This is a genomic window from Streptomyces aquilus (genome assembly GCF_003955715.1).
Taxonomy (GTDB): domain Bacteria; phylum Actinomycetota; class Actinomycetes; order Streptomycetales; family Streptomycetaceae; genus Streptomyces; species Streptomyces aquilus.
The window spans coordinates 2,530,007-2,543,495 of record NZ_CP034463.1; the positions used below are offsets into that span (position 1 = coordinate 2,530,007).

Below are 13,489 nucleotides of genomic sequence, written 5' to 3' on the forward strand. Positions count from 1 at the left end.
CGACCTCACGGGGGCACCGGTCACCAGATCATCTTCTTCTTTTACGTTGTGGACACAGGATCTTCGGAAAGCGCCAGGTGGCCACTTCGCGCGGCGCATTCCGTATACGACCCCTGCGGTACCGGATCAGCAGTCGCAGCCGCAGTCGCAGCAGTCGCACCCGTCACAGCAGTCGCCGCAGCACTGACCGCAGTCGCAGCAGTCCCCGCAATCACCGCAGTCGCACTGATTGCACAGCCCTTCCCGCCGCTGCCGGCTCCACGGGTCCTCGAACTCCCCGCAGCACATCTGGCAGGTACAGGCGAGCCCCATCCACACCGCACACCCCGCGAGCAGCCCGCGCCGGTCCCGGCGGGGCGGCTCCGGGGGCGGCGGGACGCCCGGGCCACCGGGGCCGGGCGGGGCGTACGGCGACGACATGGCGGCCGTGTGCCCCGCGTGCCCGCACGACGACGAACCGAAGGCCCTGTCCACCGACCCCCGCAGCTCGTGCACGAGCAGCACATGCGCCAACTTGGGATCTGTGAACTCGGCCTCGCGCAACGCCAGCCGAATCCCGTGCACGGCGTCGTCGGCGAGCCGCCGCGCCTCCGTCAGCGAGGTCCCCGTGGCCGTCAGCGGGTTCCAGGCGCCCGCCGTGGCGTCGGTCTCCCGGTCCTCCACGGCATCCAGCAGATGCGCGAGGCGTCCGAAGAGCCGCCCGGCCTCGGCGAGCGGGGCCGCGTTGCCGGGCCGTCCGGCCAGCACGGCCGTGTGCGCGAAGGCGGCGGCGGTCGCGGTCTCGGTCGGTTCGGTGACGGTCAGGATCGGCGTCCCCGGCCCGGCGAGCGTCTCGATGCCGAGCTGCCGGTCGACCGCGTCGACGAGCACGGCGGTGTCGAACCCGACCGCCGATCCACTGCGGGCCCCCGCCGCACCCCAGCTCGACGCCACCCGGCGCGCCGCGAGCGCGACCGGCTTGCGGGCCAGCAGCCCGTCCCCGTCGGCGACATGGTCCCGGACCTTGGCCGAGGCGAGCACCAGCGAGACGGCGGCGGAGAGGCGTGCCCCCTCGCCGTCGGCGACGGAAGCGGTACGCATGCCGCGCAAGGGGCAGGGCCCCGCCGTACGCCGTCCACCACCGCCCGCCGTCGCCTGAGCCTCCGTCAGAACCGATATCAGCAGCCCGTCGTAGTTGGTGACGATCCGCGCGAACTGCCCGTGGTCCTTGCGCAGCGCGAGACACAGCCCGCACAGATGCGCCATCCACTGGGTCTTGAGATGCTCACCGAGCCGATGGCGGCAGGGCCTGACGATTCCGAACATGGCGATCCCCCGTGGTGCGTACGACGTTCAGCGGCGGGCATCGTATCGATCGCGCCGATCGCCTCGTTCACCCGTACGCTCCGTGCCTCACCCATACGCCGCGAAGAATCATATTTCACTCACAGTCAGCAGCCGTATGGGAAACGACCCTTGGGGCACCCGGGCTCTGTACGGATTCGCTGTGCACCAGTACCGTCACAAACCCCCCGCGCGGCGTCTATCCACTTGGCGCGACGTCCGCATCATGGATGACCATAGGGATGCGGAAAGCAGAACAGACCGCTGTGAGAGGAGGCGTCCATGGGATCGGTGCGCAAGGCGAGTGCCTGGCTGGGCCTCGTTGACGACAACGATGACGAGCGTTACTACGACGACGACGGATACTCCGAAGGGACCGAGGCCGGGGATGCCTGGGTCACCGACCCCCGGGTCAAGGTGGCTTCGGACGTGGCCGAGGAGAAGGGCCGTCGGATCGGGACGGTCACCCCGGACAGCTTCCGGGACGCGCGCGCCATCGGCGAGCTCTTCCGGGACGGGGTTCCCGTCATCATGAACCTGACGGCCATGGAGCCGGCCGACGCCAAGCGCGTCGTCGACTTCGCGGCCGGCCTGATCTTCGGACTGCGCGGTTCGATCGAGCGTGTCTCGACCCGCGTGTTCCTGCTGACCCCCGCCAACACGGAGATCGTGAACGGCGACCCGGCCGCGCACCGCACGGACGGTTTCTTCAACCAGAGCTGAGGCAGGGCCGCTCACCGGCCCTGCCCCGCGCAGGGTTCACCGGAAGGCATCCAACCCGGTGAGCGCCTTGCCCAGTACCAGTTGGTGCATCTCGACGGTCCCCTCGTACGTCAGCACCGACTCCAGATTCGTCGCGTGCCGCATGACGGGGTATTCGAGGGAGATCCCGTTGGCACCGAGGATGGTCCGCGAGGTCCGGCAGATCTCGATGGCCTCCCGCACGTTGTTGAGCTTGCCGAAGCTGACCTGCTCGGGACGCAGGCGGCCGGCATCCATGCGCCGCCCCAGATGATGGGCGAGCAGAATCCCCTTGTGCAGTTCGACCGCCATGTCGGCGAGCTTGGCCTGGGTCAGCTGGAAGCCGCCGATGGGCCGCCCGAACTGCTCCCGCGTCTTCGCGTACTCGACCGCGGCCTCCAGACAGCTCCGCGCGGCCCCCATCGCGCCCCACACGATCCCGTACCGGGCGTGCGACAGACAGCTCAGCGGCCCCTTGAGCCCGACGACCTCCGGCAGCACGGCGTCCGCGGGCAGCCGTACGTCGTCGAGCACGAGCTCACTGGTGACGGATGCCCGCAGCGACCACTTGTGCTTGATCTCGGGCGCGGAGAACCCGGGGCTGTCGGTGGGGACGACGAACCCGCGAATGCCTTCGTCCGTCTGCGCCCACACCACGGCGACCCCGGCGACGGACCCGTTGGTGATCCACATCTTCCGCCCGTTGAGCACCCAGTCGGAGCCGTCGCGCTTCGCGTAGGTCCGCATGGACGCGGGGTCGGACCCGTGGTCGGGCTCGGTCAGCCCGAAACAGCCGATGACCTCACCGGCGGCCATGCGCGGCAGCCAGGCCTGCTTCTGCTCCTCGCTCCCGAAGCGATGGACGGCGTACATGGCGAGGGACCCCTGCACGGAGACGAGGGAGCGAATCCCGGAGTCGGCGGCCTCCAGCTCCAGACAGGCGAGCCCGTACTGCACCGCGCTGGCCCCGGCGCACCCGTACCCGTCGAGCGACATCCCGAGCGCCCCGATCCCGCCGAGTTCCCGGGCGAGCTCGCGAATCCCGGGCAGCTCCCCGCTCTCGTACCACTCCGCGACATACGGCAGCACGCGATCCGCGGCCCAGGCGCGTACGGTGTCCCGCACGGCGAGGTCCTCGGGCTCCAGCAGATCATCGATACCGAGGGGATCGGCGGGATCGAACGGCGGCAGCTTCGAGGCCCCAGACATGACAACACCCTCCGACACAGAAAACTAGCACCGCTAATCAGAACTGGGTTCAGACGTTACGGGGCGGTGTGACGCCCGTCCAGTAGAAGCACCCGCAGCCGCCAACGGCGAAGCACCCCCACAGGAAACGCCCACCGTCCAGCCGACAGTCACGGGCGGTGCGCGGGTGGGAGAACTACGCGGAGACGCGGGACTCCATGACGTCCCTGGGCGCCGGAACCTCCACAGCCACCGCCTCGCACTGCATCACCCGCGGCAACCGCAACGCCATCACCGCCCCCAGCAGCAACAACCCCGCACTCACCAGCAACGTCACATGCAGCCCGTGCACGAAACAGTCCCGAGCCGTCCGGCGCAGGGCCTCCCCGGCGGACCCACCCAGCCGCCCGGCCACCTCGTACGCCTCGCCCAGCGAATGCCCCGCCGCGGCGGATGCCGACGCCGGCACCCCCTGCACGGACGACAGTCCAGGCGTGTACGCCGCGTTCATCACACTGCCGAGCAGCGCGATCCCGATCCCCGCGCCCAGCTGGTACGACGTCTCCCCGATCGCCGCCGCCCCACCCGCCTGCTCCGGCGGAGCCTCGCTCAGCATCGACTCGTACGCCCCGAACAGCGTCGTCTCCAGACCGAAGCCCAGCAGCACGAACCCGAACAGCAGCAGCGGCGCGTTGTCCTCGCCGCCCATCCCGAGCAGCGTCAGCACCGCGACGGCCGTCAGGCCGAACCCGAAGCACACCATCCGCCGCGGCCCGAACCGCCGCAGCATCCGCGCCCCGGCGAGACCGGACGCCATCGCGGCGACGGTCAGCGGCAGCAGCCGCAACCCCGTCTCCAGCGGGGAAAGCCCCAGCACCAGCTGGAGATACTGCGCCGCGATCAGCTCCAGGCCCACCAGCGCCAGCATCGCCAGCACGATGCAGCAGACAGCGGTGGAGAACGCGGGCCGCGCGAACATCCGCAGGTCCACCAGCGGATGCGTACGGCGCCTCTGCCGCCGTACGAAAAGGACCAGCAGCACCGCGCCCACCACCAGCGGCACCGCGGTGATCCCGTCGAGCTCGCCGCCGCCGAGCCGCTTCACGCCCAGGACGACCCCGAAGAGTCCGGCCGCGGCCATCAGCGCGCCGACCACGTCCCAGGGTCCCTGGCCGCTGCCCTTCGACTCGGGCAGCAGCAGCCGCCCGACCGGCAGGCTGACCAGCATGAGCGGGATGTTGACCAGGAAGACCGAGCCCCACCAGAAGTGTTCGAGGAGGAAGCCGCCGAGCAGCGGGCCGACCGCCGCGCCGACCGCGGCCACCGCGCTCCAGATGCCGATGGCGAGGGCCCGCTCGCGCCGGTCGGGGAAGACCTGGCGGAGGATCGACAGCGTCGCGGGCATGATCATCGCGCCGCCGACCCCGAGCAGTGCCCGCGCGAGGATCAGCACCTGCGCGTTGTCGGCGAAGGCGGCCACCCCGGAGGCGACGCCGAAGAGGGCGTACCCGAGCAGGAGGACGCGTCTGCGGCCGACCTTGTCGCCGAGCGTGCCGAAGAGGATCAGCAGCGAGGCGCAGACGAGGGGGTAGACGTCGACGATCCAGAGCAGCTCTATCGCGCCGGGCCTGAGGTCCTCGGTGACGGCGGGAACCGCCACATGCAGCACGGTCGCGTCGACCGCGACCAGGAGCAGGCTCACGCAGAGGACGACGAGGACGACCCAGCGGTTGGCACCGGCCCCGGCCGCCCGACGGCGCAGCGCTGCGGCGGCCGTGGTCGTCCCGGACATGTACGTACCTCCCAGATGTTCCCTCGCGTTCGGCGGGCACACGGGGTGGGGACTCCCCGTGATCTCGGCCGGAGGAGCGGTCTCCGGCCCGCGCAACGAAGGCGAGTGACACGTCAGCGTACGCGAGTTCACGTCTCGGCCAAGTGGTGGACCTCTCACACTCCGCGGAGAACTCGTGTGGCGTACGCCACTCCCCCTCACTCCCGAACACGCCCCTGCGGCGCTCGCGGTTCACCGGGCGTTCAATAATCGGGCCCGTGACCGATCTTGAGACGCGCGTGGCGCCCCCCGGGAACGCCTTGCGCCGCGCGGCCCCGGCCCTCCTCGGGTACGCGGCCGTCCGCGCCCTGGGCCTGCTCGCGCTGGCCCTGTGGAGCGCGGCGCGCGACAAGAGCGCGTACACGCTGCTGACGGCCCGCTGGGACGCCCTCTGGTACACGAGGGTCGCCGAGCTGGGGTACGGCTACGAGGTCCGCCTCCCCAACGGGGACGTGCACTCGAACCTCGCCTTCTTCCCGCTCCTCCCGTGGCTGGAGCGGGGCATCGCGGCGGTGACACCGCTGTCGTACGCCGACGCCGGCTTCGTCGTCAGCCTGCTCGCCTCGCTCGCCGCGGCCTGGGGGATCTTCGCGGTCGCGGACCACGTGTACGGGCGCCGGGCCGGGGTCTGTGCCGTGCTGGTCTGGGCGGTGCTGCCGGTCGGGATCGTGCAGTCGATGGCGTACAGCGAGTCCCTGTTCACCGCGCTGGCCGCCTGGTCGCTGTACGCCGTCCTGACGGGCCGCTGGCTGACGGCGGGCGCCCTGGCGGCGCTGGCGGGCCTGACCCGGCCGGTGGGGCTCGCGGTGGTCGCGGCGGTGTGGGTGACGGGCATCGCCGCCTTCCTGCGGGACCGGGCCGCCGCCCGCGCTCCCTCGTTCGTGCGGGACCGCAGCGCGGCCGCCGCGCAGGGCGCCCGGGAGGCGACCCGCGCCCCCTCCCCCACCGGCGACGGACCGGCGGGGGGCGCACCGGCCTGGCGCCGCGCCCTCGGCATGCTCCTCGCCCCCCTCGGCGCCGCCGGCTACGTCCTGTGGGTCGGCCACCGCACCGGCCAGGGCCCCCTCGGCTACCTCGACGTCCAGGCGGGCTGGCGCAACGGCTTCGACGGCGGCTACGCCTTCGCCCGCTTCGTCGCCGACAAGTTCACGTCGTTCCCGTCGGCCCTCGCCGGCATCGGTCTGATCGTCGGGGTCGGGCTGGTGGTGTGGCTGTACGTCGTCTGCGTACGCCAGGGCCAGCCGCTGCCGCTCCTCGTGTACGCCGGTGTCGTCACCGCCCTCGCGCTGTGCGCGTCGAGCTACTTCGGCTCGAAACCGCGCCTGCTGCTGCCCGCCTTCCCGCTGCTGCTGCCCCTCGCCCTGGCCCTGGCCCGGTCGCGGACCTCCAGGGCGGCCCTGGTGGTGGCCGGTGTCGCCCTGACCTCGGCGGTGTACGGGGCGTTCTGGCTGAACGGCTCGGGCCCGCCATGATCGACTCGCGGCGCCCGATGAGCGCCGGGAGAATTCCGCCCCATGATTCGGTGAACGAATTCATAAGCGGCAATAAACCGCAACCCGGAATGATCAAAGGAATTGAAGGGGCGGGCGGGACCGGATAGTGGATTCCTCGGAAATAAACCTCTTCCTGAGAGGAATCCCACATCACATCGTCATCACAAAGCCGTGGATTCGACCGGGAACTGAGCTCACTCGCTGTAACGTCGATTGGGTGCGTACCGAACGAAACCTCACCCGTCTGGACCGGGTGTTCGCCAGGCTGGACCGAGAGCCGGAACGACCGGCGCATCTCGACGTGCCGCGGATGTCCCGGCACCGGGTCGCGCTGCTCGCCGGAACCCTGCTGTTCTACCTGGCGATCGTGTGGCTCGTGGTGGACACGTCGTGGCTGGTCCGACTGGACTGGCAGGTCATGTTCTTCCGGCCGTACCAGCAGTGGTCGGAGATCCACTGGTTCGTGGACTACTACGTGGTGCTCGGCCAGCGCGGCCCGACCGCGGTGATGGTCGCGGCCTGGCTGGGCTGGCGCTCCTGGCGGCAGCACACCCTGCGCCCGCTGCTCACCCTCGGCGCCTCGCTGCTCCTGCTGAACATCACGGTGGGCGCCGCCAAGATCGGCATGGGCCGCCTCGGACCGCACTACGCGACCACCATCGGGTCGAACGAGATGGGTCTGGGCGGCGATATATTTCCCAGCGGCCACACCGCGAACGCGGTGGTGACCTGGGGAATCCTGGCCTATCTGGCCTCCACCCCGAGAGCCCGCAGATGGCTGTCCGCCGTCTCCGCGGTGACCTCGCTCGGCGTCGGCCTCGCCACCGTCTACCTCGGTACGCACTGGCTGAGCGACGTCATGCTCGGCTGGACCGCGGGTCTGCTGGTCCTGCTGGCCCTGCCCTGGTGCGAGCCCCTCATCACCCGCGCCGAGACCGCGATCTTCGACCTGCGCGACCGCTGGCGGGCCCGCCGCGCGCTCCCCACGGCCGTCAAGCCGGTCGAGGTCCCGGTGCCCCTCAAGCCGCGCACCGCGCCGCAGAGCGAGCCCGCGGCCCGCTCCGGCCGGGCGCCCGCCTATCTGGCGCCGGGCCCGCACACGACCCGCTCGGAGCGCACCCCGGTCACCCCGGTCGGGCCGCGCCGGCCACCCCATCCCGACCGCGTCGCACGCGGCACAGCCTCGGCGGCCCGCCCCCTGACAGGCGGATAAGGCCACCGGCGGACAGCGGGGACGGTACGCACACACCCACCCCGCAGCGACGGCCCCCACTCCTCACCGAGTGGGGGCCGTCGTCGTAGGGTCAGCCCTTCCAGGAGCGCGCCACGCGCCCGTCCTTCACCTCGAAGTTCAGGCGACCGCTGCGGTACTCCATCGTGATGATCGCTCCGGGCGGCAGCGAGCGGACCGTCGACCAGCCCTTCTCGCGCGCGAGCCGCTCGGCGCGGCCCTGCTCCAGACCTACATAGGCGTCCGGGTTGTCGTGGGGTTCGGCGGGCGGTGTCGGTATCGGTGCCATACGGCCACGCTAGGCTACTGATCCGGCTCCGGTCACGCTTCTGTCACAAGATCCCGACAGCCGTTTCCCCGGGTTCGCTTCACACGTACGAGCGGTTCCCTAGGCCTTCCGCGCGTAATCGAACGTAATTCCCGCGTGTCGCTGACGCTCCTCGAATAGCGAGACGGAAAGGTTCCGGGAGATGTACCTCCGGGGCCTTTCCATTCCGATTCGGCACGGGGCCGCGGAAGCTGACGCCACATAGGAAAACACGCTTCCCGCACAGAACCCACGCACGCCCCCTGTCGCGGTGCGCGGCGACGCGAGCATCATGACGGCTACCCGGGACGCGACGAGCGAAGGGGCGAGCGAGCGATGGGTACCGAGACCGTGCAGACGACGGTGCGACCCGTGCGGAGCAGGAACCACGGCCGGGTCGTCGTCGACTGGCTGACCACCACCGACCACAAGAAGATCGGGCATCTCTACCTGATCACGTCGTTCGTGTTCTTCCTGGCCGGCGGCGTCATGGCGCTGCTGATGCGCGCCGAACTCGCCCGGCCGGGGCTTCAGCTCCTCGACAACGAGCAGTTCAACCAGCTGTTCACGATGCACGGCACGATCATGCTGCTGCTGTTCGCGACGCCGAGTTTCGCGGGCTTCGCCAACGAGCTGATGCCGCTTCAGATCGGCGCGCCGGACGTGGCCTTCCCCCGGCTGAACATGCTGTCGTACTGGTTCTTCCTGTTCGGCGGGCTCATCGTGATGGGCTCGCTGCTGGTGCCGTCCGGGCCGGCCGCCTTCGGCTGGTTCGCCTACGCGCCGCTCAACAGCATGGAACGCTCGCCGGGCGTCGGCCCCGACCTGTGGATCATGGGGCTCGCGCTGGCCGGCTTCGGCACGATCCTCGGCGCGGTCAACTTCATCACCACGATCATCGGGATGCGCGCGCCCGGCATGACGATGTTCCGGATGCCGATCTTCACCTGGAACACGCTGTTCACGTCGATCCTGATCCTGATGGCGTTCCCGGTGCTGGCGGCGGCGCTGCTGGTGCTGGAGGCGGATCGCCGGTTCGGCTCGCAGGTGTTCGCGTCGGCCAACGGCGGGGCGCTGCTGTGGCAGCACCTGTTCTGGTTCTTCGGGCATCCCGAGGTCTACATCATCGCGCTGCCGTTCTTCGGGATCATCACGGAGATCCTGCCGGTCTTCAGCCGCAAGCCGCTGTTCGGCTATCTGACGCTGGTCGGCGCGACGATGGCGATCACCGGTCTGTCGATCGTGGTGTGGGCGCACCACATGTTCGTCACCGGCGCGGTGCTGCTGCCGTTCTTCTCGTTCATGACGTTCCTCATCGCCGTGCCGACGGGAGTGAAGTTCTTCAACTGGATCGGCACCATGATGAAGGGTTCGCTGTCCTTCGAGACGCCGATGCTGTGGGCCTGCGGCTTCCTGGTGACGTTCCTGTTCGGCGGTCTGACCGGGGTGATCCTGGCGTCGCCGCCGCTGGACTTCCACGTCTCCGACTCGTACTTCGTCGTCGCCCACTTCCATTACGTCGTGTTCGGCACGGTCGTCTTCGCGATCTTCGGCGGCTTCTACTTCTGGTGGCCCAAGTTCACCGGCAAGATGCTCGACGAGCGCCTCGGAAAGATCCAGTTCTGGACGCTGTTCGTCGGTTTCCACACCACGTTCCTGGTGCAGCACTGGCTGGGCGCGGAGGGCATGCCGCGCCGGTACGCCGACTATCTCGCCGCCGACGGGTTCACCGCCCTCAACACGATCTCGACGATCGGCGCGTTCCTGCTCGGCATCTCGACGCTGCCGTTCCTCTACAACGTGTGGAAGACCGCCAAGTACGGCGAGAAGGTCGACACCGACGACCCCTGGGGCTACGGCCGTTCGCTGGAGTGGGCGACGGCCTGCCCGCCCCCGCGGCACAACTTCACGACGCTGCCGCGGATCCGCTCCGAGTCCCCGGCGTTCGATCTGCACCACCCGGAGTACGCGGCGCTGGCTCCGCAGCCCGAGCCAGAGAGCGAGCAAGCCGGCCGTGAGCCGTCCTGATCGCCTCGGTCAGCTCGGCGGGCTCCAGCACCTCGAACTCGAAGCCGGTCATCATCACGTGAATGACCATCACGTCGAGGCTCGCGGCCCCGGTGCGCAGGATGCAGGCGTCGGGCCCGTCCGCCTCCAGCTGCCCCGCGCTCGGTGAGATCCGCTCGGCGGCCTCCTCGACCGGTACCAGCAGCCGGACGACGGCATGGGCGGCGTACGCGCGCGTGGAGACGCCTCGGGAGACGTACGCGGCGAGGTCCTCGGCGGGCGGGGTGCGCGGGGCGAAGCGGGGGCCGTGCGGCGGCTTGGGCGTGATGCGGTCGACGCGGAAGGTCCGCCAGTCGTCGCGGTCGAGGTCCCAGGCGACCAGGTACCAGCGGCGCTCGGTGCACACCAGGCGGTGCGGTTCGACGGTACGACGGGTCGGCGTGCCGCCGTGGTCGCTGTACTCGAAGCGCAGCCGCTCGGCGTCCCGGCACAGGTGGGCGAGCTCGGTCAGCACGGCCGGGTCGACGGCGGACGGCTGGGGGCCGCGGAGCATCGGCACGGTGAAGGCGTTGAGGGCGCCCACCCGGCGGCGCAGCCGGTTCGGCAGGACCTGCTCCAGCTTGGCGAGGGCACGGACGGAGGTCTCGCCGATGCCCTCGATGCCCTGCCCGGCGGCCGTGCGCAGACCGACGGCCACGGCGACGGCCTCGTCGTCGTCAAGGAGCAGCGGCGGCAGCTCGGCGCCCGCGCCCAGTTGGTAGCCGCCGCCGGTGCCGGGGCTGGCGTTGACGGGATAGCCCAGCTCACGCAGCCGGTCGACGTCCCGGCGCACGGTGCGCGGGGTGACGCCGAGGCGGTCGGCGAGATCGGCGCCGGACCATTCGCGGTGGGCCTGGAGGAGCGAGAGCAGGCGCAGGAGTCGTGCCGAGGTCTCCAACATGGGGCCGAGTCTGCCAGCGATCGCGGACAGCCACTGTCCGCAATGCCTTCTACCGGCCGCAGCGCAGGCTGAGGTTGCCGTGCCGGGTCTCGTACGGCACCCGGCCGTCGGCGGCCCGCAGGTCCATCAGGCCGGGCATCAGGCGCCGCTCGTCGTCGTCCACGCGCGCGTAGGCGTCCCAGCAGCCCACCGGCAGTCCGACGCTGCTCGGCAGGGCCGCGCGCAGTCTGCCGTCGGCGGCCGGGGTCAGCGGCAGGAACACCTCCTCGTGCCCGTCGCGTCGGCGCAGCACGAGATGAGCGGCGCCGCCCCCTCCGTCCACCGTGACGTCGAAGGTCAGCCCGCCCGCGGAGTCGGCGATGCAGTCGGCCCGCAGGGGCGCCGTCGGCCGAGCCAACGTTGTCATGCGGTACGGATCCTTCCTCGGCTGTGCTGCCTGGTTAGACCCGCGACTTTGCCCATTGGTTGCCTTGCTGTCGAGGCTTTTGGTGGCCTTACTGCCGGTAGGGAAGCTGCGGCACGTCGAAGCAGGTGTCGTTCATGTCCCCCTGCGAGACCCACCCCTTCCCGTCCTGCCAGCGGGCCACGGAGAGGCAGGTCCGGCGGGTCTGCGGCGGCGCGGCCAGCCGTTCGAAGCGGACCGGGAGCAGCAGTCCGTCTGCCGTGTAGTCCTCGCTGTGGTTCATGCGGTCGTCGACGCACGCGCGCGTGACGCCGCTTCCGGCCTCCGCACACGCCTTGGCGGCGTCCGTGAACCACATCGCCGCCGCCCAGCCCTCCAGCTGCCACTGCGAGTGGGTTTCCAGGCCCTTGGTGGCGTCCCGGAACTCCCGTACGGCCGCCTGGCCGGTGTCCTCGTGGTTCCGGCTGGAACCGGTGGCCCACAGGGCGTTGCGGCAGCGCGGGGAGTCCCTGTAGTCGGCGGGGACGGTGGAGGTCCAGTTCTGCACGTTGGTGACCTTGGCGGTGACCTGGACGCCGGCGTCGTCCATCGCCTTGCACAGCTGGGCGTTGCCATGCGTGTCGACGGCGTCGAACACGAGGTCGACGCCCCGGTCCTTCAGGTCGGCCGCGACGGCACGGAAGTTGGGCAGCGCGAAGTCGACCTGCTCGTTGACCACCTCGTACCCCTCGGCCTTCAACCCCTGGACGACGAGCCGGGCGTAGGCGGCGGAGGCGGCCTGGTTGTACGAGACGACGGCGGCCGTACGGGCCCCCTGCTCGCGTTTGAAGTACCGGTAGACCTCGGTGCCGCCGTACTGCCGCCCGTCCCAGCCGGTGGTGCCGTCGCGGGGCGCGAGGCTGCCGTAGATGCCGTAGAGGTGCGGCCAGGTGTCGTAGGCGTTCCCGATGGGCTGGCCGCCGATGTCGGGCACGCGCGCGTGGGAGACGCGGGAGGCGCCCGCGTAGTCGAGGGACGTGGTGGCGACGAGGGCGACGACCTTGTCCTCGTCGATCAGCCGGTGGACGCAGGTGTTGTTGCCGACGCCGCTGCCGCCGTCGTCGCACTCCCGCACCTCGACCGGACGTCCGTCGATGCCCCCGCGCGCGTTGAGACGGTCGAAGTAGGCCTTGGCGCCGTCGCGGGGGCCGGTGAAGGTGTCGCCGCCGACCGGGCTGGTGGCGCTGCTGACGATGCCCACGCGGATCGGGGTCGCCTCCCGGGCCGGGGTGGTCCGGTCGCCGCGGTGCTCGAAGTCGCTCTCCGGGAGCCTGCTGCCGCACGCCGCCGTCAGGGCGAGCAGCAGCACCGCGGCCGCGGCCTCAGCAGCCCGGCAGGGCCGACGCCGACGCATTCCCGCTCAACTGGACCAGCGCGCACAGCGTCGTGACGGACACCTTCCAGGTGCCGTCCTGCTCGACCGCCTTCCCCGAGGCGTCCGGCAGGGCGGTGGCGCCGTTCAGGAGGAGGGTGTACGTCACGGTCGCGTCGGTCGGCGAGGTGAACTGGACCTTGGTGACCTGGGCCTTCACCTGGCCGCCCCGGTCGTCGCCGCTGAAGGCCGCAAGCACCGGGCCCATCTTGTCGCCGTTCTCCAGGACGGCCTGCTTGTCCTTGGTGGACGTCTTGGGGTCGAAGAACTTCTGCCAGTTCCGCTTGACCTCCTTCTCGGCCGTCGCCTTGTCGGCCGGCCCGCTCACGGAGGGACTGGCGGGCGCGCTCGTCGTCGTCTCCGGGGTCGGGGTGGGCGGCGGGCTCTCGCTGCCGCCTCCGCTGTCATCACTACAGGCCGTGAGGGACGCGGCGAGGACGAACACCACCGCCACCAGCCCTCGGCTGCCGTTCCCCCATGTGCGGTCGCTCCCGAGAACCATCTGGCTCACCACCGGGTGTCGGTCCGGGCCATGTGCGCCCGGTGCTTTCAGGGTCAGCTTCCAGAGTGCATAGTGCAAAAGATTGGCTTACATGGACAGGCACGCGACATGT

Annotated in this window: 10 protein-coding genes and 2 pseudogenes; 4 read left to right on the plus strand and 8 right to left on the minus strand. The window is 70.6% G+C overall.

Translation table 11 applies throughout. The features are described from left to right. Positions 1–126 precede the first annotated feature (126 nt). Positions 127–1,305, minus strand: a complete 1,179-nt coding sequence (locus tag EJC51_RS11680) for a DUF5685 family protein (protein WP_126271012.1) — start codon at positions 1,303–1,305, stop codon at positions 127–129. A 300-nt stretch (positions 1,306–1,605) separates the two neighbouring features. On the opposite strand from EJC51_RS11680, the gene EJC51_RS11685 reads away from it, so the two are divergent. Beyond that, positions 1,606–2,046, plus strand: a complete 441-nt coding sequence (locus tag EJC51_RS11685) for a cell division protein SepF (RefSeq protein ID WP_079312542.1) — start codon at positions 1,606–1,608, stop codon at positions 2,044–2,046. 36 nt (positions 2,047–2,082) lie between these two features. Here the strand turns inward: EJC51_RS11685 and EJC51_RS11690 are convergent, their stop codons facing one another. After that, positions 2,083–3,273: an acyl-CoA dehydrogenase family protein gene (locus tag EJC51_RS11690; protein WP_126271013.1), complete on the minus strand. Its 1,191-nt coding sequence runs from the start codon at positions 3,271–3,273 to the stop codon at positions 2,083–2,085. A gap of 175 nt (positions 3,274–3,448) precedes the next feature. Further along, complete coding sequence (locus EJC51_RS11695; RefSeq protein ID WP_126271014.1) at positions 3,449–5,044, minus strand: MFS transporter; 1,596 nt, start codon at positions 5,042–5,044, stop codon at positions 3,449–3,451. A gap of 257 nt (positions 5,045–5,301) precedes the next feature. Here EJC51_RS11695 and EJC51_RS11700 point away from each other — a divergent pair, with 257 nt between their 5' ends. Next, positions 5,302–6,555 (plus strand): mannosyltransferase family protein, encoded by a 1,254-nt coding sequence (locus tag EJC51_RS11700; protein WP_126271015.1) that lies wholly within the window; start codon positions 5,302–5,304, stop codon positions 6,553–6,555. A 238-nt stretch (positions 6,556–6,793) separates the two neighbouring features. Beyond that, positions 6,794–7,789, plus strand: a complete 996-nt coding sequence (locus tag EJC51_RS11705; protein ID WP_126271016.1) for a phosphatase PAP2 family protein — start codon at positions 6,794–6,796, stop codon at positions 7,787–7,789. Positions 7,790–7,880: 91 nt separating this feature from the next. Here the strand turns inward: EJC51_RS11705 and EJC51_RS11710 are convergent, their stop codons facing one another. Further along, the gene (locus tag EJC51_RS11710; protein WP_097262091.1) at positions 7,881–8,096 is read right to left on the minus strand and encodes an I78 family peptidase inhibitor; all 216 of its coding nucleotides are present in this window, start codon (positions 8,094–8,096) and stop codon (positions 7,881–7,883) included. Positions 8,097–8,450: 354 nt separating this feature from the next. On the opposite strand from EJC51_RS11710, the pseudogene ctaD reads away from it, so the two are divergent. After that, positions 8,451–10,022, plus strand: a pseudogene (ctaD, locus tag EJC51_RS11715) (aa3-type cytochrome oxidase subunit I); the annotation flags it as partial. Here ctaD and EJC51_RS11720 read toward each other — a convergent pair. The 4 genes and pseudogenes from EJC51_RS11720 to EJC51_RS11735 all read right to left on the minus strand — a co-directional run bounded on the left by EJC51_RS11720 (position 10,021) and on the right by EJC51_RS11735 (position 13,377). Continuing rightward, the gene (locus EJC51_RS11720) at positions 10,021–11,061 is read right to left on the minus strand and encodes a helix-turn-helix transcriptional regulator (RefSeq protein WP_126271017.1); all 1,041 of its coding nucleotides are present in this window, start codon (positions 11,059–11,061) and stop codon (positions 10,021–10,023) included. The pseudogene ctaD and the gene EJC51_RS11720 sit on opposite strands and share 2 nt — an antisense overlap. Before the next feature lie 61 nt (positions 11,062–11,122). After that, positions 11,123–11,467, minus strand: a pseudogene (locus EJC51_RS11725) (hypothetical protein); the annotation flags it as partial. An 88-nt stretch (positions 11,468–11,555) separates the two neighbouring features. After that, entirely contained in the window at positions 11,556–12,857 is a 1,302-nt protein-coding gene (locus EJC51_RS11730; protein WP_126271019.1) for an ABC transporter substrate-binding protein, read from the minus strand. Beyond that, a complete protein-coding gene (locus EJC51_RS11735; RefSeq protein ID WP_244362587.1) occupies positions 12,826–13,377 on the minus strand; it encodes an MTB12 C-terminal domain-containing protein in 552 nt (183 codons plus the stop codon). The genes EJC51_RS11730 and EJC51_RS11735 overlap by 32 nt, the downstream gene beginning before the upstream one ends. Positions 13,378–13,489: the final 112 nt, after the last annotated feature.

Excerpts from the sequence above, each read along its gene's own strand:
- EJC51_RS11690 (WP_126271013.1), bottom strand. The coding sequence starts at position 3,273 with ATGTCTGGGGCCTCGAAGCTGCCGCCGTTCGATCCCGCCGATCCCCTC.
- EJC51_RS11730 (WP_126271019.1), bottom strand. The coding sequence starts at position 12,857 with ATGCGTCGGCGTCGGCCCTGCCGGGCTGCTGAGGCCGCGGCCGCGGTG.
- EJC51_RS11680 (WP_126271012.1), bottom strand. The coding sequence starts at position 1,305 with ATGTTCGGAATCGTCAGGCCCTGCCGCCATCGGCTCGGTGAGCATCTC.
- EJC51_RS11695 (WP_126271014.1), bottom strand. The coding sequence starts at position 5,044 with ATGTCCGGGACGACCACGGCCGCCGCAGCGCTGCGCCGTCGGGCGGCC.
- EJC51_RS11720 (WP_126271017.1), bottom strand. The coding sequence starts at position 11,061 with ATGTTGGAGACCTCGGCACGACTCCTGCGCCTGCTCTCGCTCCTCCAG.
- EJC51_RS11735 (WP_244362587.1), bottom strand. The coding sequence starts at position 13,377 with ATGGTTCTCGGGAGCGACCGCACATGGGGGAACGGCAGCCGAGGGCTG.
- EJC51_RS11685 (WP_079312542.1), top strand. The coding sequence starts at position 1,606 with ATGGGATCGGTGCGCAAGGCGAGTGCCTGGCTGGGCCTCGTTGACGAC.
- EJC51_RS11710 (WP_097262091.1), bottom strand. The coding sequence starts at position 8,096 with ATGGCACCGATACCGACACCGCCCGCCGAACCCCACGACAACCCGGAC.